General features: G+C 73.5%; 21 protein-coding genes and 1 pseudogene. 10 read left to right on the forward strand and 12 right to left on the reverse strand.

What is annotated here, in order from left to right; genetic code table 11:
• Positions 1-77: 77 nt before the first annotated feature.
• The 5 genes from ACWDVG_RS10500 to ACWDVG_RS10520 all read right to left on the reverse strand — a co-directional run bounded on the left by ACWDVG_RS10500 (position 78) and on the right by ACWDVG_RS10520 (position 7,384).
• Positions 78-2,945: an FtsX-like permease family protein gene (locus ACWDVG_RS10500; RefSeq protein ID WP_451698138.1), complete on the reverse strand. Its 2,868-nt coding sequence runs from the start codon at positions 2,943-2,945 to the stop codon at positions 78-80.
• Positions 2,942-3,682: an ABC transporter ATP-binding protein gene (locus ACWDVG_RS10505; protein ID WP_451698140.1), complete on the reverse strand. Its 741-nt coding sequence runs from the start codon at positions 3,680-3,682 to the stop codon at positions 2,942-2,944. Before ACWDVG_RS10505 ends, ACWDVG_RS10500 begins: the two co-directional genes overlap by 4 nt.
• Positions 3,683-3,781: 99 nt before the next feature.
• Positions 3,782-4,474, reverse strand: coding sequence for a PadR family transcriptional regulator (locus tag ACWDVG_RS10510; RefSeq protein ID WP_451698142.1), 693 nt, complete (start codon positions 4,472-4,474; stop codon positions 3,782-3,784).
• A 96-nt stretch (positions 4,475-4,570) separates the two neighbouring features.
• A complete protein-coding gene (locus ACWDVG_RS10515; RefSeq protein ID WP_451698144.1) occupies positions 4,571-5,488 on the reverse strand; it encodes a hypothetical protein in 918 nt (305 codons plus the stop codon).
• 213 nt (positions 5,489-5,701) lie between these two features.
• The gene (locus ACWDVG_RS10520; RefSeq protein ID WP_451698146.1) at positions 5,702-7,384 is read right to left on the reverse strand and encodes a protein kinase domain-containing protein; all 1,683 of its coding nucleotides are present in this window, start codon (positions 7,382-7,384) and stop codon (positions 5,702-5,704) included.
• Positions 7,385-7,652: 268 nt separating this feature from the next.
• On the opposite strand from ACWDVG_RS10520, the gene ACWDVG_RS10525 reads away from it, so the two are divergent.
• A complete protein-coding gene (locus ACWDVG_RS10525; RefSeq protein WP_451698148.1) occupies positions 7,653-9,272 on the forward strand; it encodes a protein kinase domain-containing protein in 1,620 nt (539 codons plus the stop codon).
• A 50-nt stretch (positions 9,273-9,322) separates the two neighbouring features.
• Here ACWDVG_RS10525 and ACWDVG_RS10530 read toward each other — a convergent pair whose 3' ends face one another.
• From ACWDVG_RS10530 to ACWDVG_RS10540, 3 genes and pseudogenes are all read right to left on the reverse strand, one after another.
• On the reverse strand, positions 9,323-10,342 hold the full coding sequence (locus ACWDVG_RS10530) for a phosphotransferase (RefSeq protein ID WP_451698150.1): 1,020 nt from the start codon (positions 10,340-10,342) through the stop codon (positions 9,323-9,325).
• 231 nt (positions 10,343-10,573) lie between these two features.
• Positions 10,574-10,966, reverse strand: a pseudogene (locus ACWDVG_RS10535) (pyridoxamine 5'-phosphate oxidase family protein); the annotation flags it as partial.
• A gap of 117 nt (positions 10,967-11,083) precedes the next feature.
• On the reverse strand, positions 11,084-11,743 hold the full coding sequence (locus ACWDVG_RS10540; RefSeq protein WP_451698152.1) for a response regulator: 660 nt from the start codon (positions 11,741-11,743) through the stop codon (positions 11,084-11,086).
• A 337-nt stretch (positions 11,744-12,080) separates the two neighbouring features.
• Between ACWDVG_RS10540 and pdhA the strand changes: the two genes are divergently transcribed.
• From pdhA to ACWDVG_RS10570, 6 genes are all read left to right on the forward strand, one after another.
• Positions 12,081-13,259, forward strand: a complete 1,179-nt coding sequence (gene pdhA, locus ACWDVG_RS10545; RefSeq protein ID WP_451698154.1) for a pyruvate dehydrogenase (acetyl-transferring) E1 component subunit alpha — start codon at positions 12,081-12,083, stop codon at positions 13,257-13,259.
• 2 nt (positions 13,260-13,261) lie between these two features.
• The gene (locus tag ACWDVG_RS10550; RefSeq protein ID WP_451698156.1) at positions 13,262-14,242 is read left to right on the forward strand and encodes an alpha-ketoacid dehydrogenase subunit beta; all 981 of its coding nucleotides are present in this window, start codon (positions 13,262-13,264) and stop codon (positions 14,240-14,242) included.
• A gap of 13 nt (positions 14,243-14,255) precedes the next feature.
• A complete protein-coding gene (locus ACWDVG_RS10555) occupies positions 14,256-15,692 on the forward strand; it encodes a dihydrolipoamide acetyltransferase family protein (RefSeq protein WP_451698158.1) in 1,437 nt (478 codons plus the stop codon).
• A gap of 111 nt (positions 15,693-15,803) precedes the next feature.
• Positions 15,804-16,337 (forward strand): hypothetical protein, encoded by a 534-nt coding sequence (locus ACWDVG_RS10560; protein WP_451698161.1) that lies wholly within the window; start codon positions 15,804-15,806, stop codon positions 16,335-16,337.
• A 61-nt stretch (positions 16,338-16,398) separates the two neighbouring features.
• Positions 16,399-17,073 carry a GntR family transcriptional regulator gene (locus ACWDVG_RS10565; RefSeq protein WP_451698163.1) on the forward strand — a complete coding sequence of 225 codons (675 nt, stop codon included), beginning with the start codon at positions 16,399-16,401 and terminating at the stop codon, positions 17,071-17,073.
• Positions 17,070-18,386, forward strand: a complete 1,317-nt coding sequence (locus ACWDVG_RS10570) for an MFS transporter (protein WP_451698165.1) — start codon at positions 17,070-17,072, stop codon at positions 18,384-18,386. The genes ACWDVG_RS10565 and ACWDVG_RS10570 overlap by 4 nt, the downstream gene beginning before the upstream one ends.
• A 12-nt stretch (positions 18,387-18,398) precedes the next feature.
• Here the strand turns inward: ACWDVG_RS10570 and ACWDVG_RS10575 are convergent, their stop codons facing one another.
• A complete protein-coding gene (locus ACWDVG_RS10575; RefSeq protein WP_451698167.1) occupies positions 18,399-19,226 on the reverse strand; it encodes a maleylpyruvate isomerase family mycothiol-dependent enzyme in 828 nt (275 codons plus the stop codon).
• Between the two features lie 155 nt (positions 19,227-19,381).
• On the opposite strand from ACWDVG_RS10575, the gene ACWDVG_RS10580 reads away from it, so the two are divergent.
• Together ACWDVG_RS10580 and ACWDVG_RS10585 are read left to right on the forward strand one after the other, a co-directional pair.
• The gene (locus tag ACWDVG_RS10580) at positions 19,382-20,185 is read left to right on the forward strand and encodes a carbon-nitrogen family hydrolase (RefSeq protein ID WP_451698169.1); all 804 of its coding nucleotides are present in this window, start codon (positions 19,382-19,384) and stop codon (positions 20,183-20,185) included.
• A gap of 31 nt (positions 20,186-20,216) precedes the next feature.
• On the forward strand, positions 20,217-21,422 hold the full coding sequence (locus ACWDVG_RS10585; protein WP_451698170.1) for an SMI1/KNR4 family protein: 1,206 nt from the start codon (positions 20,217-20,219) through the stop codon (positions 21,420-21,422).
• On the opposite strand, the gene ACWDVG_RS10590 is transcribed toward ACWDVG_RS10585, so the two are convergent.
• Both ACWDVG_RS10590 and ACWDVG_RS10595 read right to left on the reverse strand, forming a co-directional pair.
• Positions 21,419-22,015, reverse strand: a complete 597-nt coding sequence (locus ACWDVG_RS10590; RefSeq protein WP_451698172.1) for a hypothetical protein — start codon at positions 22,013-22,015, stop codon at positions 21,419-21,421. The two genes, ACWDVG_RS10585 and ACWDVG_RS10590, sit on opposite strands and share 4 nt — an antisense overlap.
• 34 nt (positions 22,016-22,049) lie before the next feature.
• On the reverse strand, positions 22,050-23,531 hold the full coding sequence (locus tag ACWDVG_RS10595; RefSeq protein WP_451698174.1) for an aminotransferase-like domain-containing protein: 1,482 nt from the start codon (positions 23,529-23,531) through the stop codon (positions 22,050-22,052).
• Positions 23,532-23,594: 63 nt separating this feature from the next.
• Between ACWDVG_RS10595 and ACWDVG_RS10600 the strand changes: the two genes are divergently transcribed.
• A complete protein-coding gene (locus ACWDVG_RS10600) occupies positions 23,595-24,824 on the forward strand; it encodes a trans-sulfuration enzyme family protein (RefSeq protein WP_451698175.1) in 1,230 nt (409 codons plus the stop codon).
• Between the two features lie 38 nt (positions 24,825-24,862).
• Here the strand turns inward: ACWDVG_RS10600 and ACWDVG_RS10605 are convergent, their stop codons facing one another.
• On the reverse strand, positions 24,863-25,348 hold the full coding sequence (locus ACWDVG_RS10605) for an LURP-one-related/scramblase family protein (protein ID WP_451698177.1): 486 nt from the start codon (positions 25,346-25,348) through the stop codon (positions 24,863-24,865).
• Positions 25,349-25,361: the final 13 nt, after the last annotated feature.

The raw sequence follows: 25,361 nt of genomic DNA on the forward strand, positions 1-25,361 counted from the left end.
ACGCGTCACGAGAGGGTGTGCCCCCGGAGGGGGGTGATCCACCCTCCTCCGGGGGCACAGGACGGCAACGAAGACCGTCAGGTCGCCGCGCGCCGGGCCACGGCCCCGCGCGAGCGCGTCACCAGGGCGGCGAGCAGCGCGGCGCCGAGCGGGACGGCGACGAGCAGGACGGCGAGCGTCTCCCAGGGGATGACGATCGGCACGTACGGCGGGGTGAGGTCGGTGGACCAGCCCTGTGCGACGTTCTCCGTGTGGAAGCGGAGCGCCTCGCGTTCCTGGGTGAGCCGGAGCCCGATCGCGGGCAGGACGCCCGTGGCCGAGCCGAGGACGACGCCCATCGCGGCGACGACACCGCACTGGAAGCCGCTGAGGGTACGGCGCACCCGGGGCGGGGCGCCGACGGCCGCGAGGGTCTTGAGGTCGGCCTCGGCGTCGGCCTGGGCGAGGCCGGTGGCGATGCCGGCGGCGCCGACGGTGACCAGACCGGCGAAGACGGCCAAGGAGAGCAGGACGATGCCGTCCTTGCTGACGAAGCCCTCCTCGACGTGGACCTCGGCGGAGCCGCCGAGCTTGGCGAGTTCGGCGTCGAGCTTCTGGCGCTGCTCGGAGCCGGGCAGCTCGTCGGTGCTGTAGAACGAGCCGACCGGGACCGTGGCGAGCCCGGCGGCCTTGGCGGTGGCCGGGGTCATCAGGGCCTGGAGGCCGTACGTCCGCGCGTCGGTCGTGGCGACGTAGGCCGGGACGGGGCTGACCTTGCCGGGGGCGGGGAGGTTCTTCTCCATCGCCTTGTCGGCGGCGGCCGTGTCGGTGATCTGCTTGATGCCGACGGTGCCGCTCTTCGCGTCGACGTACGGCCGGTGGAAGGCGACGATCTTCCCTTCCGCGAGCGCCTTCTCCGCGCCGGGGTCGCGGATGCCGAGGACCTTCAGGAGCGTGGCGTCGCCGACGAGGACTCCCGCGTCGACGTTGACGCCGCCGTAGTCGACCTCCTTGCAGCGCCAGTCCTCGCTGAGCATCTGGCGCCGCTGCGCGGGCGTGTACCGCTCCGCGGGGTCGGCGCCGCCGGGGACGTACACGTTGAGCGGGCACTCGTTGGCCTTGGGGACGACGACCTCGTACCGGCCGCAGCCGGGGCCGCCACCCCAGGGCGGGCAGCCGGGCTTGCCGACCTGGACGCGTGCGACGTCGGCGCGGGCGTCGACGGGGACGTACCGCTGGATCGTCTCGCGGACCGCCGGAAGGTCGCGGCCGCCCTCCTCCATGACGAGGGCGGAGACGGCGCCGTGCGGCAGCATCGCCGTGTACTCGGCCCGGCTCTGGGCGTCCGCGCTCACCCCGTACGTGGAGACGGCGACCGTGCCCGCGACGGCGGCGAGGACGGCGGCGACGGCCGGCGCCGTACGGCCCCGGTTGCGGACGGCGTCGCGCAGCGCGAGGCGCGGGGCGAGCGGCAGCCAGCGGCCGGTGCGGCCGAAGAGGCCGACGAGGGCGGGGGTCATCGCGACGACGCCCAGTTCGGCGAGGGCGGAGCCGCCGGCCACGATGATGAACTGGTCGCTGACCACGGAGCCGTAGAGGGCGATCGCACCGCCGAGGAGGACGGCGCCGAGGCCGACGAGGGGGAGCACCCGGTTGCTGCGACGGATGCCGCGCCGGCCGGTGAGCGAGGCGAGGACGGTCTGCCGCGAGGCCGTGACGGCCGGGACGACCGCGGCGAGCAGACCGGTCAGGACGGCGAGCAGGGCGATGCCGAGCAGTTCCAGGGGCCGGACGTCGAAGGCGCCGAACCGCTGGCCCATGAGGCCTTCGAGCCAGGGTTCCAGAGCGAGCGTCAGGACCACGGCCAGGACGGTGCCGACGACGGCCGAGGCGACGCCGATGACCAGGCCGCCGCTGAGCACGATGGCGCGGATGTGGCTGCGGGCACCGCCGTTGGCGCCGACGAGACCGAGCTGGCGGCGCGAGCGGCGGGCGCCGACCGCGAAGGCGGGCCCCGCGAGCAGGCAGATCTCCAGCATCGCCAGACCGACGACCGTGCCGATGACCGTCATCTCGGCGGCGTCGGCGGCCGGGCTGGACTCGTAGGAGCCCCAGTAGTCGACCTGGTAGAGCGGGACCTCGGAGTCGGCGGGCGGGTCGAGGACGACCGCCCGCGAGAGGACGCTCACGCCCTTGGTGTTGATCTGCTGCACCGTGTTCCACGTGAAACCACCGCTGTGCTTCACGAGGTAGTGCGTGGAGGTCTCGGGGGCGGGGATGCCGGTCTTCTCGACGGCCTTCGCGTACGGGGCGAGGAAGGCACCGGGCAGCGCGTTGACCTGGTCGGTGTTGAGCGCGTCGGGAAGTTCGTAGGAGCCGACGATCCGGTACGGGCGGTCGAAGTTGCGGGCGGAAACGGTGGAACCGACCGTCAGACCGCTGGTCTCCAGGAAGTGCGAGGTGGCGATGACCTCGTCGGCCTTCTCCGGGAAGCGTCCGTCGAGGAGCGTCATGATGCCGCGGGCGACGGGGTCGCCCGCCTTCAGCTCACGGACCTCGGTCTGGAGCAGGCCGTGGCGCGTGGTCAGCTTCGCGCCGCCGGTGGTGTCGGTGAGGACGGTGGAGCCCGCCGGGATGACCTTGGTGACGTCGGTGGGGCCGTTCGGCCAGGCCTCGTCGTCGCCCGGCTCCCTGGCCGGGGCGTAGTTGTCGGCGTTCGGCGACTGCAGGATCGGGGTGCCGCCCATGTGGGCGTCCCGGAGGACGGCGTCGGCGGTACCGAGCGTCCGCTCCAGCCGTTCGGCGGGGGACAGCTCGGAGGTGCGGTAGGTCAGGTCGAAGGCGCTGACGCCCAGGATGGGCAGGGCGATCATCGCGAGGACGAGGGAGCTGCGGCCCTTGGCGCGCCAGGCGTCGCGCCGGGCTATGCGGATCGCGGCCCGCCAGGAGTGGAACCAGGTCTTCACCGCTCTGCCACCTGGCCCTGACCGGTGAGGAGGGAGTCGGCCTCGCTGCGCACGGTCTGGTCGACGATGGCGCCGTCGCGGAGGAACACGACCCGGTCGGCCCAGGCGGCGAACCGCGGCTCGTGGGTGACGAGGACGCCGGCGGCGCCCGCGTCGCAGCGGGCGCGGAGCAGGGCGAGGACGGACTCGCCGGTCTCGGAGTCCAGCGCGCCGGTCGGTTCGTCGGCGAGGACGAGACGGCGGTCGCCGACGAGGGCGCGGGCGATGGCGACGCGCTGCTGCTGGCCGCCGGACATCTCGTCGGGGAAGCGGTCGGCGAGGTGCCCGAGGGACATCTCCTCCAGGGAGGCGAGGGCCTCGACGCGGGCCTTGCGGGCGGAGACGCCGTCGAGCTCGCGGGGCAGGGCCACGTTCTCGGCGGCGGTGAGGGCCGGGATGAGGTTGTAGTCCTGGAAGACGTAGCCGATGCTGCGGCGGCGCAGGGCCGCGAGCTCCTTGAGGCCGGCGGTGGTGATGTCGGTGTCCTCCACGATCACCCGGCCGGAGCTGGGGGTGTCGAGACCGCCCGCGATCGTGAGGAGCGTGGACTTGCCGGAGCCCGACGGGCCCATGACGGCGACGAGTTCACCCGGGTAGACGGCGAGGTCGATGCCGCGCAGGGCATGCACCTCGGTGGCACCCGAGCCGTGGACCCGGGTCAGGTTCTGAAGTTGCAGGACGGGCTGCTGTGTGGACATGGAGGGGTCCCCCTTGGTCGTACGCGGCGGTCGGCCGGGTACGGAGCGAGCGGTGAACGGTGGGCGGGGTGGGGTGCCGGGCGGTGTGCGCCCGGGGAGTCAGTGGGTGCCCGGCTCCGCCGCGCCGGACCGGACGGTCGGCGGCGTGACGGCGGTGGTGGGCGTGGCAGCGGTCGTGCGCGCGTCGGCGCTCGGGGCCGCGGTGGCGCTCGGGGCCTTGGCCGTGGCCGTCGTGGTGGCCGTGGCCGTCGTGGAGAGGCGGATCAGCCGGGACTCGCAGTGGTCGAGCCAGCGGGCCTCGGCCTCGGTCTGGAAGATCAGCTGTTCCAGGACCAGGAGCCAGGCCACGTCGTCCCGCTCCCGGGAGCCGCCGCCCTCGACGGCGGCGAGGGCCTGGGCCTTGAGCCGGGTGTAGTCCTGCATCGCCTTGACGGTGTGCCGGCGCTGCGACTGGATGACCTCGCGGATGTCGACGCCCGGCGCCCCCACGGCCATGGCGAGCTTGATGGCCAGCTCGTCACGGGCCGGGCTGGTGCGGTCGACCGGCTTCTCGAACCAGGCGCGCAGCTCGGCGCGGCCGCTGTCGGTGATCACGTAGAGCGCGTGGCCCGCCGGGTCCTCACCGTCCTGGACGACCATGCCGTCGCGCTCCAGCCGGCTCAGGGTCGTGTACACCTGGCCGACGTTGAGCGGCCAGGTGGAGCCGGTGCGGGACTCGAACTCCGTACGGAGCTGGGAGCCGTAGCGCGGGCCGCGTTCGAGGAGGGCGAGGAGCCCGTGGCGGATCGACATACCGAGTATGTATACCGGGTATGTCGAGCCGGGCAACCGTCGTATGAGGGACGGGGAGGGTCCCCCACAAGGGGGACCGGGCCGCGCGCCGGGGGCTCAGCGCCGCCGCATCCGCAGCCCCAGGAACCCGATGCCGAGCCCCATGAGGACCACGCCCACGCCCAGGGTGAGGACGGGAATGCGCTGGTCGGAGAGGGTGGGCGCGGAGTCCATCGCCATGTCGGGAGCCCCGGCGGGACGACTGGCGGGAGCCGCCTCGGGACGGGCGGCCTCCTCCTCACGTACCGCCGCCCCCTCCTCGTCCGCCCGCTCCTCGGCGCCGTCGGCTGTTGCAGTTTCGGTACGAGGGGGCTCGGCGGCCGGAGCCGTGGCGCTCGCCGGGGGGCTCGGCTCATCGGGCCGTCCGGGCCTTTCGCGGCCCGCCCCGGCAGGGCGTCCGGCGAGGGAGGCGGAGCCGGTGGGCGTGGGCGCGTCGGTGGGCCCGGCGGCGGCGCTCCCCGAGGCCGGGCCGGTCGTGCCGCCGCCCGACGCGGACGGGGCGGGCGAGCCGGAGGGGCCGGACGCGCCGGGCCCGCCGGACCCGCCGGACCCACCGGTTCCGCTCGGGGAGCCGGACGGCGCGGAGGGCGCGGGCGGCCCGGGGTGGCCCGGCACGGGGCCACCGGGCGTATGCGTCCCGCCCGGTACGACGGACGGGGTGGCCGCAGGGCGCGTGGCCGCCGGACCCGTGGCGGAGGGGAGCGGAGTGCCGGTGGTGGAGGGGGCGGAAGGAGTGACCGTGACGCCCGCCCGGGTGTCTCCGGGCGGCGGCGCGCCGTGCCCGGGGGGCGCGGCGCCCACGACGAGCGCCCAGCCGGCCACGCAGCAGAACGCACAGGAGAAGGCGCCGGAGAAGGCCCCGGAGAAGGCGCCGGAGAACGCAGAGGAGAAGGCGCGGGAGAGCGCGCGGGTGAACGTGCAGGCGAGCGCCGGGCGCGGGGCCCGCGCCCGGGCCCTGCGGAGTGCTGGAGTCACCGGGTGACCCCCCTCCCGTACCGAACCGCCACGATGGTTGCCTCAGCGTAGGCACGGACTCACAATTCCGGCATCCCGGACGATTCGGCCGGAGGTGAGGCGCGTGAGGCGCGTGAGGCGCGTGAGGCGCGTGGAGCGCACGGGGGAGCTTCAGGCGAGGCCCGCGAGCCCCCCGCCCCGCCCCCGCCGCCCCCGTCCCCGCCTCCCGGCGCGTTACTGCGGCGGGTTGCCCGTCGAGATCTTCAGGGTGAACTCGGCGTCCTCGGCGGTGATGTCCTCGCCGGCCGGCGGGTACTGCTCCAGGACCGTGTCCTCGCCGTACGTCGCCTCGTCGACCGGGGTCTGCGTCATGATCTTCCAGCCCGCGGCCTGCACGCACGCCTGCACCGACGTGAAGTTCTTGTAGGTGAAGTTCGGCACCTCGAACTTGTTCGGGTCCTCGCTGGACTCCGAGGGCTGGGTGCACTTCTTGATGTCGATCGTCTTGGTCAGGTCCGGGCCCTTGTGCCCCGGCGCCGCCGTCTGCTGCTGCCCGTCCGTGCCGCCGGCGCCGCTGTGGGTGCCGCCGTTGGTCGCCTCCGTGCCCGGGTCGTCCTTCTGGTTGAGCGCGACGACCAGGCCGCCGACGGCCAGCAGGGCGACGACGATCGCGCCGACGAGGACCGGGGTGTTGCGGCGCGAGCCGGAGCCGCCGCCGGACGCCACGGGCGCCGGGGTCGGCGCGTACGGGGCGGGCGCCGGGGTCTGGTAGGCCGAGGGGGCGGGTGTGGGCGCCTGCGGGTAGCCGTACGCCGGGCCGGGCGCGGGCGTCGCGTGCCCGTACGGACCCGGCTGCGGGTGCGGCGTCTGCGGCATGTACGGCTGCTGCACGCCGTGCGGGCCCGACGGAAGGCCGGACTGCGGGCCCGAGTGCGGGCCGGGCGGCGGGGTCTGGCCGACCGGCGGGAAGACCGCCGAACCGACGCCGGAGCCGCTCTGCACGGGGCCGCCCGCGACGATCACCGGTGCGCCGGTCTGCCCGGCCGAGAGGACCCGCAGGCACTCGTCGCGCATGGCGACCGCGCTCGGGAACCGCTCGTTCGGGTTCTTCCGCAGGGCGCGGGCGACGAGCGCGTCCATCGCCGGCGTCACCGACCGGTTGATGGAGGAGGGCGCGGCCGGCTCCTCCTGCACGTGCGCGTAGGCGATGGCGAGCGGCGAGTCGGCGTCGAACGGCAGCCGGCCCGTCAGCAGCTGGAACAGCATGATGCCGACCGAATAAAGGTCGGAGCGGGCGTCGACGGCCCGCCCGAGGGCCTGCTCGGGGGAGAGGTACTGGGGGGTGCCGACGACCATGCCGGTCTGCGTCATCGAGGTGACACCGGACTGCATGGCCCGCGCGATGCCGAAGTCCATGACCTTCACGACACCGCGCTTGGTCACCATCACGTTGCCGGGCTTGATGTCCCGGTGGACCAGGCCCATCTCGTGGCTGGCCTCCAGGGCCGCGAGCACGTCGCCGGTGACCTTCAGGGCCTTGTCGGCCGGCATCGCGCCGTACTGCCGCACGTCGTCGGCGAGCACGGAGCCGAGCGGCTGCCCCTCGACGTACTCCATGACGATGTACGGCATGAGGCCACCGTCGAGGGTGTCCTCGCCGGTGTCGAAGACCGAGACGATGTTGGTGTGGGAGAGCTTGGCGACGGCCTGGGCCTCGCGCCGGAACCGCTCCCGGAACGACTGCTCGCGGCCGAGCTCCGTGTGGAGCGTCTTGATCGCGACCTGGCGGTCGAGGGCGGAGTCGTACGCCAGGTACACCGACGCCATCCCGCCCTCGCCGAGCAGGTCGCGCAGCTGATAGCGGCCGCCCGCGACCGAACCGCCCGCATAGCGGCCCGAAGCGCCGTCCTGGCTCATCTGTAGCTCCCCCTACTACGCGCGCGTGGCGGCGTCGATCCGGATTTTCCTGGCCAAGTCTGCCCCAGGCCCCCGACACGTCAAGCCGGGTGCCCGTTCCGTGACCCTCCGCACAAGAAGCGTCCTGGAAGCGTTATGGGAATCGCACCGGATTTGCACAGGCGTACGTGGAGGGGGTGGGATGGCCTGTCCATCCCGGACCGTGATGTCGTACGGAGCCTGTAGCGTGACGACTGGACACGGCACGACATGACGACGGCGAGGACTGATGGCACCCGAATCCGGAGCAGGCGGCGGTGTGTCGGACGCGGGAGCTGAGTCCTGGGGCGTCGGCGGCGTCGTCGGTGACGGGCGCTACCGCCTGACGCACCGTCTGGGACGCGGCGGCATGGCCGAGGTGTTCGCCGCGGAGGACGTGCGGCTCGGACGCACGGTGGCCGTCAAGCTGCTCCGCGCCGACCTCGCGGAGGACCCGGTCTCCAAGGCCCGTTTCACGCGCGAGGCGCAGTCCGTCGCGGGGCTGAACCACCACGCGATCGTGGCCGTGTACGACTCCGGCGAGGACGTCGTCGGCGGCCGTTCCGTGCCGTACATCGTGATGGAGCTCGTCGAGGGCCGCACCATCCGCGACCTCCTCGTGAGCGCCGAGGCGCCCGGCCCCGAGCAGGCGCTCATCATCGTCTCCGGCGTCCTGGAGGCGCTGGCCTACTCGCACCAGCACGGCATCGTGCACCGTGACATCAAGCCGGCGAACGTCATCATCACGCACTCCGGCGCCGTGAAGGTCATGGACTTCGGCATCGCCCGCGCGCTGCACGGCGCGCAGTCGACGATGACGCAGACCGGCATGGTCATGGGCACCCCCCAGTACCTCTCCCCCGAGCAGGCGCTCGGCAAGGCCGTCGACCACCGCTCCGACCTGTACGCGACGGGCTGTCTGCTCTACGAACTGCTCGCGCTGCGGCCGCCGTTCACCGGCGAGACGCCGCTGTCGGTCGTCTACCAGCACGTCCAGGACACCCCGGTCCCGCCGTCCGACGTGGCGCAGGGCGCCCCGCCGGAGCTCGACGGCCTGGTGATGCGCTCGCTCGCGAAGGACCCCGACGACCGCTTCCAGAGCGCCGAGGAGATGCGCGGGCTCGTCCAGTACGGGCTGCAGATGCTCCAGTCGCAGGGCGGCCACACCGGCACGTGGAACACCGGCCCGGTGGAGGTGCAGCACGACGGCGGGCACACGCCCGTCGGCGGCATGGCCGCCACGACCGCCATGGGCCACCCGATGCACGGCGAGACAGCGCAGCGCCCGATCCTGCCGCCGATGAACCCGAACGACGGCGGGTACGACGGCTACGACGGCGGTACGGGCGGGACCGGCGGCTACGGCCAGGGCGGTGCCCACGGGCAGGGCGGCGGCAGGGGCGGCCGCGGCAAGGTGGCGCTGTTCATGGCGCTGGCGCTGGTCGCGGTCGTCGCGGGCGTCGTCTTCGCCATCCAGAAGGCGGGGGACGCGGGCGGCAAGAAGCCGTCGCCGACGCCGACCGTCAGCAACTCCCCGTCGACGGCGTCGCAGGAGCCGACCGCCTCGGAGGAGCCCAGCGAGGAGCCCTCCCAGGACCCCGGCACCTCCTCCGGCGGCCAGACGCAGGAGCCGTGGAACCCGCCGACGAACACGTACACGACGCCGCCGCCGAGCACCGAGCCGACGCCGACGGACAGCGGCACGCCGACGGACCCGACGAGCGAGCCGACGACCGCGCCGCCGACGACGACGCCGCCCACGACCGCCACGACGACGGCGCCGCAGACGCCGCCGCCGGACGACTCGAGCGGCGGCAACGGCGGCGAGCCGACGGCGACGGCCGACCCCGGCGGCGGCGAGAACGGCTGACGGCCCGGACCTGTCGCGTCCGGGCCGCGTGGCCCGTTCCGGCCGCTCGTTCAGTCCGCGAAGGCGTCGCGGACCGCCTCGTACTCCCTCGTCCACCACACCGCCAGGGCCGACACCGCGGGAAACTGCGGGTCGGCCCTGCGGTCGTGCAGCTGGTAGCGCCAGCGCAGGGTCCAGAAGTCGTTGAGCCGCTCCCACCACACCCGATGGGCCGCGGCGGCCAGCTCGGCGCCGTCGGCGCCCGTCGCGCGCCGGTACGCCCGCGCGTACGCCCGGACCTTCCCGAGCGCCAGCTGTCCCCCCGGCCGTACGAAGAAGATCGCGGCGGCCCTGACCGCCTCCTCGGCCCGGGGGCGGGCCCCCAGCCGGTCCCAGTCGACGATCGCGGCGGGCTCGGCGCCCCGGTAGAGCACGTTCAGGGGGTGGAAGTCGCCGTGCACCCAGCCGGAGGCCGCGGCGGGCGGCGGCCGGTGGTGGGCGTGCTGGGCGAGGAGCCGACGGCGCTCCCTCAGCCGGTGCTCGGCGAGCGCGTCGAAGCTGTCGCGGGGCCGGTGGGCGCGGGCGAGGCGGATCAGCTCGTCGATGACCTGGAAGGTGTCCTCGGGGCGGGCGCTCTCGTGCCGGTCGCCGGGCGCCGCGTCCATGACCCGGTCCAGGCACGTGTGGACGCGCCCGAGGAGGGCGCCGAGACGGCGGGAGCCGCGGGGGGAGAGCTGGGCGCCGTCACGGTGCCGGCCGTCGACCCACGGGTGCAGGGCGTAGCAGCGGCCGCCGATGACGGCGACGGTGCGGCCCCCGCTGTCGGCGAGCGGCGGCGCGACGGGCAGGCCGAGGGCGTGCAGGCGCTGGGTGGCCCGGTGCTGGCGGGCGATGGTGGCGCGGTCGGCGGTGGGCGCGTCGAGGTGCTGCTTCAGGAAGTAGGCCCCCCGCGTGGTGGCGAGGCGGTAGCCGCGGTTGAGCAGGCCCTCGGTCACGGGGCGGCAGGAGAGCGGTTCGCCCGCCTGGGTGTAGCGGCGCAGCAGGGCGGCGACGGGCACCGGTGGAGCGGAGGTTGCAGATGAGCGCGGCACTCCGCAGATGTTAGATCACGCTGCGTGGCGAAGGCGTCGCCCTGCGGAGGAAGGTGCGGAGGTCGCTGGTCCGGAGGAGGGCGGTGCTCCGGAGGTCGGCGGTCCGGAGGAGGGCGGTGCTCCGGAGGTCGGCGGTCCGGAGGAGGCCGGTGGTCCGGAGGTCGGTGCTTCGGAGGAGGCCGGTGGTCCGGAGGTCGGTGCTTCGGAGGAGGCCGGTGGTCCGCTGTCGGCCGTCTCCGGGTAGTCGAGGGAGTGCACGGTCACGAACCGCGGGACGATCCGCATGTAGACCGGGACGAAGGGCTCCCCGTCCACCCGGACCGGCTCCGGCCCGAAGGCGGCGCGCTCCGCCTCCGTCGGCTCGACGATCTCGGCGGTCCCGGTGAACTGAACGGACCAGACGGAGTCCGAGCCCGAGTCCAGGTTGTCCGCTCCGTAGGCGACGACGCCGCCGTTGCAGGCGCGGTGGTAGCCGAGGCCCTCGTGCATCCGGATCACGACGGTGCCGTCCGAGACGACGTGCCGGGCGGGGGCGACGAAGGGCATGGCCCGCATGCTGGTCGCCAGCCGACCGTAGGACACTCGGCCGAGCAGTTCGATGGCGCGGATCTCCTCGGTGGACATGGTCTTCACTCTCCGCCACCGGCACCGTGTCGGGAAAGGGGCCCCTGCCCCGGTTCGTCGGGGACGTAGGTCCCGAATCGGCACCGAATCCGGTACCGCATCCGGGCCGGCGACCCGTCAGTGGCGCTCCGCCTGGCGCCGCGCCACGTACGCCGCGGCCTGCGAGCGGCGCTCCATGCCCAGCTTCGACAGCAGGCTGGAGACGTAGTTCTTGATGGTCTTCTCCGCCAGGTGGAGCCGCTCGCCGATGGCCCGGTTGGTCAGGCCCTCGCCGATCAGGTCGAGGATCCGGCGCTCCTGCTCGGTGAGGCGGGCGAGCTTGTCGTCGCCCTTCGCGTGGTTGCCGTCGCGCAGCCGCTCCAGGACCCGCGCGGTGGCCACCGGGTCGAGCAGGGACTTGCCGGCCGCCACGTCGCGCACGGCGTTCAGGAGTTCGTTGCCGCGGATGGCCTTGAGGACGTAACCCGAGGCCCCGGCCATGATCGCGTCGAAGAGGGCCTCGTCGTCGGCGTACGACGTCAGCATCAGGCATTTCACCGACTCGTCCTGGGAGCGGACCTCCCGGCAGACCTCGACGCCGCTGCCGTCCGGGAGCCGCACGTCGAGGACGGCCACGTCGGGGCGGGTCGCCGGGATCCTGACCAGCGCGTCCGTCGCCGTGCCGGCCTCGCCGACGACCTCGATGTCGTCCTCGACGGAGAGCAGCTCGTGGACGCCGCGCCGCACGACTTCGTGGTCGTCCAGCAGAAATACCCGGATTTTTCCTTCTTCGCGCACGCGGTCAGTCTCACATATTGGGTCTTCCGGCGCCCGGGGTGCGCGGGATAACGTGCCGGGTGTTCCGACGAGGGCGTCGGGCCGTCGTCCATGCGCTGACCAGGGCGGAGTCCCCCTTTTCTCGATTTACTTGGAAATCCAAGCAAAATCGCAGGTCAAGTGGGGTTTCGCGGGAATGACGCACTATGGGTAACGTGCCTATGACGACGCTCGCCGGGACACCTGTCACGCCGACCCCGGCCGCGTCGCACCCACCCCGTGCGAAGGTACGGACAAGGCGGAGCCGCACTGGCCTCACCGGCGAACCCGGGGGCCGGACCGACGGAGGAGCACGCACGTGACCGTGGAGAGCACTGCCGCGCGCAAGACGACGCGACGCAGCAGCGGCGCCAAGCGCACCACCAGCGCCGCGAGCGCGAAGAAGGCCCAGGCCTCGGAGCAGGCGGAGCCGGAACTCGTTCAGCTGCTGACGCCCGAGGGAGAGCGCGTCCAGCACCCCGACTACGACATCGACCTGAGCGCCGAGGAGCTGCGCGGTCTCTACCGCGACATGGTCCTGACGCGCCGGTTCGACGCCGAGGCCACCGCTCTCCAGCGGCAGGGCGAGCTGGGCCTGTGGGCCTCGCTGCTCGGCCAGGAGGCCGCCCAGATCGGCTCCGGCCGTGCCCTGCGCGACGACGACTACGTCTTCCCGACCTACCGCGAGCACGGCGTCGCCTGGTGCCGCGGGGTCGACCCGACGAATCTGCTGGGAATGTTCCGGGGTGTGAACAACGGCGGCTGGGACCCCAGCAGCAACAATTTCCACCTGTACACGATCGTTCTCGGTTCGCAGACGCTGCACGCCACCGGTTATGCGATGGGAATCGCCAAGGACGGCGCCGACTCCGCCGTGCTCGCCTACTTCGGCGACGGCGCCTCCAGCCAGGGCGACGTCAACGAGTCCTTCGTCTTCTCCGCGGTCTACAACGCGCCCGTCGTGTTCTTCTGCCAGAACAACCAGTGGGCGATTTCCGAGCCCATCGAGAAGCAGACGCGCGTGCCCCTCTACCAGCGCGCCCGCGGCTTCGGATTCCCCGGCGTCCGCGTCGACGGCAACGACGTCCTCGCCTGCCTGGCCGTGACCCGCTCGGCGCTGGAGCGCGCCCGCCGCGGCGAGGGCCCGACGCTCATCGAGGCATTCACCTACCGGATGGCCGCCCACACCACCTCCGACGACCCGACCCGCTACCGCCGCGACGCCGAGCGCGAGGAGTGGGAGGCCAAGGACCCGATCCTGCGTCTCAGGGCGTACATGGAGAACGAGGGCCACGCCGACGCGGCCTTCTTCGAGGAGCTGGAGACGGAGAGCGAGACGCTCGGCAAGCACGTCCGCGAGGTCGTCCGTGCCATGCCCGTCCCGGAGCACATGGCGATCTTCGACCACACGTACGCGGACGGGCACGCGCTCGTCGACGAGGAGCGCGCGCAGTTCGCCGCCTACCAGGCGTCCTTCGCGAACGGAGAGGCCGAGTAATCATGGCTGTGCAGAAGCTTCCCCTCGCGAAGGCGCTCAACGAGTCGCTGCGCAAGGCCCTGGAGACCGACCCGAAGGTCGTCGTCATGGGTCTGGACGTCGGCAAGCTCGGCGGCGTCTTCCGGATCACCGACGGCCTGCAGAAGGACTTCGGCGAGGACCGGGTCATCGACACCCCGCTCGCCGAGTCCGGCATCGTCGGCACCGCGATCGGTCTCGCGCTGCGCGGTTACCGCCCGGTCGTGGAGATCCAGTTCGACGGCTTCGTCTTCCCGGCGTACGACCAGATCGTCACGCAGCTCGCGAAGATGCGGGCGCGCTCGCTCGGCACCGTGAAGATGCCGGTCGTCATCCGCATCCCGTACGGCGGCGGCATCGGCGCCGTCGAGCACCACTCCGAGTCCCCCGAGTCGCTCTTCGCGCACGTCGCGGGCCTCAAGGTGGTCACCCCGGCCAACTCCTCCGACGCCTACTGGATGCTCCAGCAGGCGATCCAGAGCGACGACCCGGTCATCTTCTTCGAGCCCAAGCGCCGCTACTGGGACAAGGGCGAGCTCGACACCGAGGCCTTCCCCGGCGAGCTGCACAAGGCCCGCGTCGCCCGCGAGGGCACGGACCTCACCCTGGCCGCCTACGGTCCGATGGTGAAGACCTGTCTGGAGGTGGCCGCGGCCGCCGCCGAGGAGGGCAAGTCGCTGGAGGTCGTGGACCTGCGGTCGATCTCCCCGATCGACTTCGACACCCTCCAGGCCTCGGTCGAGAAGACCCGCCGCCTGGTGGTCGTCCACGAGGCGCCCGTCTTCTTCGGCTCCGGCGCGGAGATCGCCGCCCGGATCACCGAGCGCTGCTTCTACCACCTGGAGGCCCCCGTCCTGCGGGTCGGCGGCTACCACGCGCCGTACCCGCCGGCGCGCCTGGAGGAGGAGTACCTGCCGGGCCTGGACCGCGTGCTCGACGCCGTCGACCGCTCGCTGGCGTACTGAGGAGAGCACCACCATGACGATCCGCGAATTCAAGATGCCCGACGTGGGCGAGGGCCTGACCGAGGCCGAGATCCTCAAGTGGTACGTCCAGCCCGGTGACACCGTCACCGACGGCCAGGTCGTGATCGAGGTCGAGACGGCCAAGGCCGCCGTCGAGCTGCCGATCCCCTTCGACGGCACGGTCCACGAGCTGCTCTTCCCCGAGGGCACCACGGTCGACGTCGGCCAGGTCATCATCACGGTGAACGTGGGCGGCGGCGCCGTCCCCGAGGAGCCCGCGTCGCCCGCCGCGGCCGCCGCGCCCGTGCAGGAGACGGTGGCCGAGGAGCCCGAGCCGGAGGGCCGTCAGCCGGTCCTCGTCGGGTACGGCGTGGCCGCGACCTCCACCAAGCGCCGGGCCCGCAAGGCCGCCCCCGACGCCAACGGCTCCGTGGTCACGGCCCCGGTGCCCACCGCCGCGACCGTCTCCGTACCGGAGCAGCTCAACGGCCACGCGACCCCGGGCGGGGCGCGGCCCCTGGCCAAGCCGCCGGTCCGGAAGCTCGCCAAGGACCTGGGCGTCGACCTGGCGACGGTCGTGCCGACCGGACCGGACGGCATCATTACCCGCGAGGACGTCCACGCGGCGGCCGCCCCGGTCGCCGCCCCGGCCGCCCCGGCCGCGGTCCCCGCCCCGGCGCAGGCCCCCGCGCCCGCCCCGGCGCAGGCCCCGGCCCCCGTGGCCCCGGCCCCGGCCGCGGCGACGGACGGCCGCGAGACCCGCGTCCCCATCAAGGGCGTACGGAAGGCCACGGCGGCGGCGATGGTCGGCTCGGCCTTCACCGCCCCGCACGTCACCGAGTTCGTGACCTTCGACATCACGCGCACGATGAAGCTGGTCGAGGAGCTCAAGTCCGACAAGGACATGGCCGGCCTGCGGGTCAACCCGCTGCTCCTCATCGCCAAGGCCGTCCTGGTCGCGGTCAAGCGCAACCCGGAGATCAACGCGGCCTGGGACGAGGCGGCGCAGGAGATCGTCCTCAAGCACTACGTGAACCTGGGCATCGCCGCGGCCACCCCGCGCGGTCTGATCGTGCCGAACATCAAGGACGCGCACGCCCAGACCCTGCCGGAGCTGTCGAAGTCCCTCAGCGAGCTGGTCGCCACCGCCCGCGAGGGCAAGACGACCCCGGCGGCCATGCAGGGCGGCACCTTCACCATCACCAACGTCGGCGTCTTCGGCGTCGACACCGGCACGCCCATCCTCAACCCGGGCGAGTCCGCGATCCTCGCGGTCGGTGCGATCAAGCTCCAGCCGTGGGTCCACAAGGGCAAGGTGAAGCCGCGTCAGGTGACCACGCTGGCGCTCTCCTTCGACCACCGCCTGGTCGACGGCGAGCTGGGCTCCAAGTTCCTGGCGGACGTCGCCGCGATCCTGGAGCAGCCGAAGCGGCTCATCACCTGGGCCTGATGTCCCGGTTGCGACGTTTCACGTGAAACACCCGGCCGGAGCGACCCCGCTCCGGCCGGGTGTTTCTTGCCCCGGCGTGCCTGCCCGGGTGACAGTGGGGCCGGGGGACATATGACACACCTGCTGGGGCCACTGGAGCTGGTCGGAGACCGTTGGGTCATCGGCGATCCCGCGCGCCCGAACGGAACCTGCCTCATCCTGACGGCCGAGGGGCTTGAGCACTGCGCCAACGGAGCCTCCGAGCCGCTGGAGACCGTGCCGTGGTCCCGGGTCATGGAACTCCGGCTGCGCACGACCTACCGGTCCTGGATGGCGACGCGCGGTGGGGGCGCGCTGGGCTTCCTGAGCCAGTCGGACGCCGTCGACATGGGCCGGTACGCCTGCTCCGTGCACGCACTCGTACGCCACCCGTACGACGACTGGTTCGCCCTCTACAGCCACCATCAGCGCGCGTACACCGGCGCGCACGTGCACCTGGCGGTCGAACTCGTCGACGCCGTCTCGAAGGCGAAGCTGCTGCATCGCCTGGGGGACCCGGTCTGGCTCGGGCAGGTCGTCGAGCAGGTCGCGCCGCTGTCCCACTGGCGGTCGGCGGGGCGGAGGATCGCCCGGATCGTCGACGGCGTCGAACGCGCGTACGCCTGACCGCCGTTCCGCATCGTGGACGGGGCTGCCCTTGCACCCCTCATGTATCTAAGCTGTGCGCATGCCCTCAGCGCCCGCCGGTCCGGCCCCGCAGTCCACCAGCCGGCCCCCCGCGGCCGACCGCGTCTACGCGCACGTCAAGCAGGCCGTGCTCGACCGGCGCTACGAGGGAGGGACCCTCCTCACCGAGGGCGAACTCGCCCAGGCCGTCGGGGTGTCCAGGACCCCCGTCCGCGAGGCGCTGCTCAAGCTGGAGATGGAAGGGCTGCTGAAGCTCTACCCGAAGAAGGGCGCCCTCGTCCTCGCCGTCTCCGCGCAGGAGATCGCCGACGTCGTCGAGACCCGGCTCCTCGTCGAGGAGTTCGCCGTCCGCCGCGCCGTCCCCGCGCCGCCCGCCCTCGTCGAGCGCCTCGAAGAACTCCTGGAGGAGCAGAAGCGGCGCGCCGAGGCAGGGGACCTCGCCGAGGTCGCCGTCACCGACCGCTGCTTCCACGCCGAGATCGTCAAGCACGCCGGGAACCAGATCCTCGCCCGTCTCTACGACCAGCTCCGCGACCGCCAGCTGCGCATGGGAGTCGCCGTGATGCAGTCCCACCCCGAACGCGTCGCCAAGAACATCACCGAACACGCCGAGATCCTCGACCGGATCAAGGCCGGAGACGTGGACGGCGCCGCCCACTGTGTCCGCCAGCACCTCAGCTGGGTCAGGATCCTGGTCCGGGGTGACGACCGGTGAGCGGCCGCACCGGCCACGGCTCCGCCGCCACCCTCCCCGGCGACCCGCCCGGCGGCCGCCGCGCCGCGCTCGTCTGGGGCGTCGGCGTCGCCGTCTACTTCGTCGCCGTCATCTTCCGTACGTCCCTGGGCGTCGCCGGGCTCGACGCCGCCGACCGCTTCGACGTCAACGCCTCCGCGCTCTCCACCTTCTCCATACTCCAGCTGCTCGTCTACGCGGGCATGCAGATACCCGTCGGCCTCATGGTCGACCGCCTCGGCACCAAGAAGGTCCTCGTCCTCGGCGTCGTCCTCTTCACCGTCGGACAGCTCGGCTTCGCGCTCTCCCCCTCGTACGGCACGGCCCTCGCCTCCCGCGCCCTCCTCGGCTGCGGCGACGCGATGACCTTCATCAGCGTCCTGCGCCTCGGCAGCCGCTGGTTCCCCGCCCGGCGCGGCCCGCTCATCGGCCAGGTCGCCGCTCTCTTCGGGATGGCCGGCAACCTCGTCTCCACCGTCTTCATCGCCCGCGCCCTGCACGGCCTCGGCTGGACCACGACGTTCGTCGGCAGCTCCCTCGCCGGCGTCCTCGTCCTCGTCCTGCTGCTGCTCTTCCTCAAGGACCATCCCGAGGGGTACGAACCCGAGCCCGCCCGGCACGCGGGCGCCGCGTTCGTCCGCCGCCAGATCGCCCGGTCCTGGCGGGAGCCCGGCACCCGGCTCGGCATGTGGGTGCACTTCACGACCCAGTTCCCCGCCATGGTGTTCCTGCTGCTCTGGGGCCTGCCGTTCCTCGTCGAGGCCCAGGGCCTCTCCCGCGGCAGGGCGGGCGAGCTGCTCACCCTGGTCGTGCTCTCCAACATGGTCGTCGGCCTCGCGTACGGGCAGATCATCGCCCGGCACGGCGGCGCCCGCGCCCCGCTCGCCCTCGGCACGGTCGCGGCCACCGCCCTGCTGTGGGGCGCCACCCTCGCGTACCCCGGCGACCGCGCCCCGATGTGGCTGCTCGTCACGCTCTGCCTGGTGCTCGGTGCCTGCGGACCGGCCTCGATGATCGGCTTCGACTTCGCCCGCCCGGCGAACCCGCCGGAACGTCAGGGCACCGCCTCCGGGATCGTCAACATGGGCGGTTTCGTCGCCTCGATGACGACGCTGCTCGCCGTCGGCGTGCTCCTCGACGCGACCGGAGGCAACTACCGGATCGCGTTCTCCTCGGTGTTCGTCCTCGAAGCCCTCGGCCTCGTGCAGATCCTCCGCCTCAAGGCCCGCACCCACCGCAGGGAGCGCGAACGGCTCGTCGCCAGCCGCGTCGAGGCCGTGCACGTACCCGTGTAGGCGCGCTCCCCCCTAGCGGGGCGTCACCGCGAAGTTGTCCAGGATGGCCGCGGCCAGTGCCTCGTCGCCCTCCGTCTTGACCCGGTCGGCCACGTCGGCCGGCCGGACCCGGCCGCACGCCAGCCGCACGAACGTCTCCCAGTCCGTCGCCAGCGTCACCGCGGGCCCCAGCGACGGCGAGCCGTCGACCGATCCCCGGCCCTCCGCGTCCACCCGCACCGTCCGCAGGAACTCCACGGGCCCGGTCACGTCCAGGACCACCGCCGACGACGGCGGGGCGCCCGCGTCCTTCGCGACCACCTTCGGCAGCGCCTCCAGGAGCACGTCCCGCGTCACCAGCGCGCCCGGCGAGTCCAGGTTCCCCGGCACCCCGAGCGCCGTCCGCAGGTCCTGCTCGTGCACCCACACGTCGAAGGCGCGCATCCGGTAACCCAGTTCGAGGGTCTGCTCGGCACCGAGCGGGGCCCGGATGACGTGCTCGGGGGAGCGGTTCTCGTTCCGCAGCTGCCGCGCCCGGCGGATGAGGACGTACTCCAGCTCGCTCGTCATCTCCGGCGCCGTGTGGTGCCGCCGCACGTCGACCTGGACCTCCATGTAGCGCGCGAAGTCGCTGCGTACGTGGTAGAGGTCGCGCGGCAGGGAGTGGATCGGGCGCGGGTCGCCCAGCATCTCCGTCTCCATGCCGATGACGTGCGACACGATGTCCCGCACCGACCAGCCGGGGCAGGGCGTCGCCCGGTTCCACTCGCCCTCCACGAGCGGCTGCACCAGCTCGGCTATCGCCTCGATGGAGTGGGTCCAGGCGTCGGCGTAGTTCTGAAGGCTGGGATGGACGGTCACGGGACCCCTCGGCGGTTCTTCGGTGCGCGGGCTGAAAACACGACTGGGTGGGAGGCTCGGACGCTAAGTTACGCTGCCCGAAGGCACCCCGGCAGTGCTTTCGTGTGACGATCGTAGGCCGGTGTTGACGGCTCCAATGCCAGGACGGTGGTAGTGTGCGCGCCTCGCTGATCCAGATCGCGGTAGACCCGGACGAACCGGTCGACACCCGACGCGCCCGAGTGGCCCGGCTCGTACGCGAGGAGCGCGGCGCCGCCGACCTCGTCGTCCTGCCGGAACTCTGGCCGGTCGGCGCCTTCGCGGCCGATCTCTTCGCCGCCGAGGCCGAGCCGCTGAACGGCCCCACCTACCGGGCGATGTCCGCCGCCGCTCGGGACGCCGAAGTCTGGCTGCACGCCGGTTCGTTCGTCGAGGCCGCCCAGGGCGCGCTCCACAACACCTCCCTCGTCTTCTCCCCCGACGGCGAACTCGTCGCCTCGTACCGGAAGATCCACCGCTTCGGCTTCGACAAGGGCGAGGCCGTCCTCATGGCCGCCGGCGAGGACCTGGTCACCTTCGACCTGCCACACCTCACCGTCGGCGTCGGCACCTGCTACGACCTGCGCTTCCCCGAGCTGTTCCGCGGCCTCGTCGACGCGGGCGCCGAGGCCTTCGTCGTCCCGGCCGGCTGGCCCGCGCGCCGCCTCGCCCACTGGACGCTCCTCGCCCGGGCGCGGGCCGTCGAGAACCAGGCGTACGTCCTGGCCTGCGGCACCGCGGGCACCCACGCCGACGTCGAGCAGGCCGGGCACTCGATGGTCGTCGACCCCTGGGGCGAGGTCCTGGCCGAGGCGGGCACCGGCGAGGAGACCCTGCGGGTCGTCCTGGACCCGGCGAGGGTCGCCACCACCCGTGAGCAGTTCCCGGCCCTCAAGGACCGCGTCCTGGGCGTCGCGCCGCCGCGCCGCACCCGCCCCTGACCGCCACCGCCGCCCAGGAGACCCCGCCCGCGTGAACGACTCGAACGACTCGAACGACGTGAACGACCCCGCGCCTGCGCAGAACCGGCCCCACCAGCCCCACCAGCAGGACCCCGTCGCCGCCTTCGCCGCGCTCTTCGGGCCGCCGCCCCCGTCACCCGCTCCCCCCGTCGACTGGGACGCCGTCGAGGAGTGGGCCGGACTCCGCTTCCCCGCCGACTACAAGGCGATAGCCACCGCCTACGGACCCCTCGACATCGGCGAACGCCTCTGGCTCCACACCCCCTTCGCCGAGGACAACGGCCTGTTCGACTACGGACGGTTCGTCGAAGGCGGCCGCCGCGCCCACCCCGGGCTCCTCGCCTTCGGCGCGACCCGCATGTCCGACACCCTCTACTGGGACACCACCGCATCCGACGACCCCGACCGCTGGCCCGTCGTCGTCCACGTCCAGAAGCGTGCCGTCAAGGACGAGGACCCCTGGTGGCGCCCCGGCACCACCCTGCTGCCCACCCTGGAGGGCTTCGTCTCCGACGGCCTGCGCCCCACCCTGGTCCGCAGCCGCCTCGCCGAGGACGGCGCCCGCGCCTGGACGCCGCCACGCCGCCGCCCCGCACCCACCCCCGAGCGGCACGCCGCCTTCGCGGGCGGCAGCGGCCTCACGACCCTCACCGCCCTGGTCCCGCCCCCGGCCGAGCCGCGCCTCGGCGGACAGAGCTGGGAGTGGGTGTACGAGCGCCTCGGCACCCGCCTGCCCACCGAGTTCGTCGCCCTCATGGAGACGTACGGCTCCGGCGAATTCTGCGAGTGGCTGCGGTTCGGCCTGCCGCTCGGCACCGGACGCTACGACCTCGTGCCCTCCGCCGAGTGGTACGGCGACGCCTACCGGGACCTGCGGGCCGCCCACCCCCAGTACCAGCCGCTGGCGGTCTGGCCCGAGCCCGGCGGCTTCCTCAACTTCGCCGACACCGTCGACGGCGACCAGATCTGCTGGCTCACCGAGGACGACGACCCGGACGCCTGGCCGGTGATCGTCGTCCCCCGCCACTCCGACCAGGGCCCGCCGCTCACCGGCACGCTCACCGACGTCCTGCTCGACTGGCTGCGCGGCCGCCTGGCCACGGCGGGTTTCCCCCCGCTCGTACGCCCTGGACAGGACCCGGTGGAGGCCTTGCCGTATCTGGAGTTCCACCCGTACGACGCGGAGGACGAGGAAGAGGGAGAGGCCACGGCCTAGTACTGGCTCTCCGCCCAGAAGCCCGTGGCGCGGGCGAGGGCCGCGCGGACCGCCCCGCCCCGGGTGAGCGCCGCCCGGTCCACGCCCGCGAAGACCAGCGCCAGCGTCAGATCGGCGCCGCCCGCGCGGCCCGCCACCGTCACGTCCAGCTGCCGCCGCCGCCCGCGCACCGTCACGGTCACTCCCGGGTCCTCGTCGTCCGCGTGCCGGGTGAGGACCCAGGAGCGCCGGTTCAGCGCCCACAGGCGGTAACGGTCGCCCCCGTACCGCAGGGTCAGGCCGCGCTGCCGGGCGGTCAGGCCGAACCGGTTCCGCTCCACGTACACCTGGGCGTCGCCGACGCGCAGGGTCGCCCGGTTCAGGGTCGGCAGCCGGATGACGTCCGTGTGGACGCCCCGGGTCTCGTACGAGGCGGGCGGCACCGAGGTGCCCCGCAGTTCCGAGACCACCACCTCCGGCACGGTCTGCCGCAGCGGGGCCTCCACGGTGATCTCGCCGAACTCGGCCGAGGCGCCCCGCCAGCCGGCCCGCCGCTCGTACCCCTTGCCCTCGCGCCACCGGCGCAGCGTGAACGGCGTGACGGTGGTGTGCATGACGCCCACTCCCCCTCGGTCCTTGATCGTCGCGTCAGACGACGATCGCATGGAGGGCTCCGGCACCTCCCCCCGGGCCGGGCGCCGGCGCGTACGCCGCCCAGGCCGCCGCCAGCCTCCGCACCGCCTCCGTCAGCTCGCCCGGCGGGGCCAGGAAGTGCAGCCGCAGCCGCCGCACGCTGCCACCGAGGGCGTCCGTCGTCGCACCCGGCAGGACCGCGACCCCGTGCCGCAGCGCGAGCTGCGCGAAGGAGACCCCGTCGCCGTACGGCAGCTCCACCCACAGCGTCTGGCCCCCGGTCGCGGGCGCGCACTCCCAGGACGGCAGCCGTCGCGCCAGCTCCGCCCGCAGCAGGTCGTGACCCGCCAGGACCGCCCGTCGCCGCTCCTCCAGGACGGGCCCGAAGGCCCCGAGCAGCCGGGCCGCGACCAGTTGGGACGGCACGTCGCCGCCCAGGTCGTGCAGGGCCTTCAGCCGCGCGAGCCGGGCGATCAGCGGAGCCGGGCCCCGCACCCAGCCGACCCGCAGCCCGCCCCACACCACCTTGCTCAGCGACCCCACCGCGATCACCTCCCCGTACGCGGAGAGCGGCGCCCCCGGCGGCTCCTCCGCGAAGTGCAGGTCCGCCAGGGCCTCGTCGTCGACCAGCGGCACCCCGAGCGCGTTCGCCGCCTCCACCAGGCGCCGCCCCGCCAGCGGCGGCAGCACGGTCCCGGTCGGGTTCTGGAACCGGGCCACCACGTACGCCAGCGCCGGCCGGTGCCGCTCCAGCGTCCGCACCGCCTCCGCCACGTCCAGCCCGTCGCGGCCCACCGCCACCGGCAGCGGCACCGCCGCCGCCTCCCGGAACAGGTCGAGCGCCCCCGGATAGGACGGCGCCTCCACCAGGACCCCGTCCCCGGGCGCGAGCAGCAGCCGCGCCAGCAGCGCCAGGCCCTGCTGGGCGCCGGTGGTCACGAGGACCTGCTCGGGGGCCGTGGGCACCCCCCGCTCCCCGTACCGCTCGGCGATCGCGGTCCGCAGCACCCCGACGCCCGCCGGGTGGTAGCCGAGGTCCGTCTCGGGCAGGACGAGCGAGCGGTACGCCTCCGTCAGGACGGGCGGCGGCCCGGCCGGTGCGGCACAGCTCAGCAGGATGACGTCGTCCGGCGCCTCCAGGAGGTGGAGGAAGAGCGGGTTCGACGTCTCCTTGACCCGGGGGCCGCGCCCGTCCGGACCGTCGGCGGCCTCCGCCGGGAGCGCCGCCGGCGCGACCCGGGTCCCGCTGCCCTGACGCCGTACCAGCCTGCCCTCCTGCCGGAGCGCGTCGTACGCGGCGACCACCGTCGTACGCCCCACGGCGAGGGCCGCCGCGAGCCGCCGGTCCGGGGGCAGCAGGGCCCCTGGCGGCAGCACGCCCTCGTCGATCAGGGCGCGCAGGCGGGCGGCGAGCAGCAGGTACAGCGGGCCGCGCCCGGCCGACCAGCGGCCGAGGCGGGCCGCGAGCACGGCGGGCGGGTGCGGGATTGGCTCCATCGACGAACCAATCTGCCGGGATTGGCCCTGGGAAGGCAACTGCCGGGTCCGGAGACTCGGCTCATGAGCAGCGACCCCACCGCCCCCCGCCCCGCCGACACTCACCCCGGTGCCGGCCTCCGCCCCGAGACCCTCGCCGTCCACCCGCCCCACGTCGAGGTCGTCGGCAGCCGCCCCCTCGGCGTCCCGCTCCACCAGGGCCACGTCTTCGCCTTCGACTCCGCCGACGCCCTCGCCGCCGGCTTCACCGACCCGGACGCCTTCCTCTACAGCCGCCTCGGCAACCCCACCGTCCGGACCCTGGAGAACGCCGTCGCCCGCCTCGAAGGCGGGGCCGCCGCCCTCTCCTTCGCCTCCGGCATGGGCGCCGTCAACGGCGTCCTCCACGCCCTGCTCGCCAGCGGCGGCCACGTCATCGCCCAGACCTGCCTGTACGGCGGTACGTACGCGGTCCTCACCGACCTCGCCGCCCGCTGGGGCGTCGACGTCACCTACGTCTCCGGCACCGACCCCGAGGAGGTGCGGGCCGCGCTGCGCCCCGAGACCCGGCTCCTCTACCTGGAGACCATCGCCAACCCCACCACCCGGGTCTCCGACCTGCCCGCGCTGGCCGCCGTCGCCGCCGGGGCCGGAGTGCCCGTCGCCGTCGACAACACCTTCGCCTCACCGCTGCTGTGCCGCCCCCTCGACCACGGCGCCGACGTCGTCGTCCACTCGGCGACCAAGTACCTGGCCGGGCACGCGGACGTCCTCGGCGGCGTCGCCGTCTTCAAGGACCCCGCCCTCCACGGCACCGTCCGGCACTTCGCCGTCGAACAGGGCGCCTCCACCGACCCGTTCGCCGCCTGGCTCACGCTGCGCGGCATGCAGACCCTGTCGCTGCGCCTGGAGCGGCAGTGCGCGAACGCCGCCGTGCTCGCCGCGCGGCTCGAAGACCATCCGGCCGTGGCCGCCGTCCGCCACCCGTCGCTCGCGAGCCACCCCGACCGCGCGATCGCCGGCCGGCTGCTGTCCGGCGGGGGCGGCGGGGTGATCTCGGTCGACCTGGCGGGGGGCCGGGACGCGGGCCGCGCGTTCGTCGAGGCGGTCCGGGTCGCCTCCCTCAGCGTCTCGCTCGGCGACGTGAAGACCCTGGTGATGCACCCGGCCTCCACCTCCCACCACCAGCTCGACGCGGCGGCCCTGGAGGCGGCGGGCATCGGAGCGGGCACGGTCAGGATCTCGGTCGGCATCGAGCACGTCGAGGACCTGTGGGCGGATCTGGACCGCGCCCTGACGAAGGCCGCCGGCTGACCCCCGGTCAGGCTGATCGCGGGTCGGCCGGCCGGTCCTCAGTCCTCGCGCTCGGCCATCCGGATCACGCACACGGCGAGGGCGATGAGCAGGGCCGGGTCCGCCTCCTCCCGGACCACGTTGACGGCGTACGTGTCGCGGACGCGGAACCACTGCCGGGAGATGTGGGCCAGGAGCTCGCCCTCGTACTCGACGGTGAACTCCCGGTCCAGGATCCGCCCGCTGACGTCCAGTTCGGTGCCGTCGGCGAGCGTGACGCGGTAGTGGTTGCGCAGCAGCGAGAGCCGTTTGCGGCGGACGGTCGCGAGCGGCTCCCCGTCGCGCTCGACCGTCATCGCGTCGCGCAGGGCGAGGAGCTTCTGCCGCAGGGTGACGAGGACCCGCCCCTCGGGGTCCTTCAGCTCCAGGGTGTCGCGCAGACGCATGGCCTTGCCGTCGACGAGGAAGGCGTGCCGCCCGGCCTCGTCCTCGATCCAGTAGTCGTCACCGATCGCGAAGATCTTGTCCCGTACGAGATATTTCACTCCGCCATGTCTG

The organism is Streptomyces sp. NPDC003327 (assembly GCF_053589515.1).

Coding starts and splice junctions, on each gene's coding strand:
- ACWDVG_RS10505 (WP_451698140.1), bottom strand. CDS start 3,682: ATGTCCACACAGCAGCCCGTCCTGCAACTTCAGAACCTGACCCGGGTC.
- ACWDVG_RS10510 (WP_451698142.1), bottom strand. CDS start 4,474: ATGTCGATCCGCCACGGGCTCCTCGCCCTCCTCGAACGCGGCCCGCGC.
- ACWDVG_RS10520 (WP_451698146.1), bottom strand. CDS start 7,384: ATGAGCCAGGACGGCGCTTCGGGCCGCTATGCGGGCGGTTCGGTCGCG.
- ACWDVG_RS10525 (WP_451698148.1), top strand. CDS start 7,653: ATGGCACCCGAATCCGGAGCAGGCGGCGGTGTGTCGGACGCGGGAGCT.
- ACWDVG_RS10550 (WP_451698156.1), top strand. CDS start 13,262: ATGGCTGTGCAGAAGCTTCCCCTCGCGAAGGCGCTCAACGAGTCGCTG.
- ACWDVG_RS10555 (WP_451698158.1), top strand. CDS start 14,256: ATGACGATCCGCGAATTCAAGATGCCCGACGTGGGCGAGGGCCTGACC.
- ACWDVG_RS10560 (WP_451698161.1), top strand. CDS start 15,804: ATGACACACCTGCTGGGGCCACTGGAGCTGGTCGGAGACCGTTGGGTC.
- ACWDVG_RS10565 (WP_451698163.1), top strand. CDS start 16,399: ATGCCCTCAGCGCCCGCCGGTCCGGCCCCGCAGTCCACCAGCCGGCCC.
- ACWDVG_RS10590 (WP_451698172.1), bottom strand. CDS start 22,015: ATGCACACCACCGTCACGCCGTTCACGCTGCGCCGGTGGCGCGAGGGC.
- ACWDVG_RS10595 (WP_451698174.1), bottom strand. CDS start 23,531: ATGGAGCCAATCCCGCACCCGCCCGCCGTGCTCGCGGCCCGCCTCGGC.
- ACWDVG_RS10600 (WP_451698175.1), top strand. CDS start 23,595: ATGAGCAGCGACCCCACCGCCCCCCGCCCCGCCGACACTCACCCCGGT.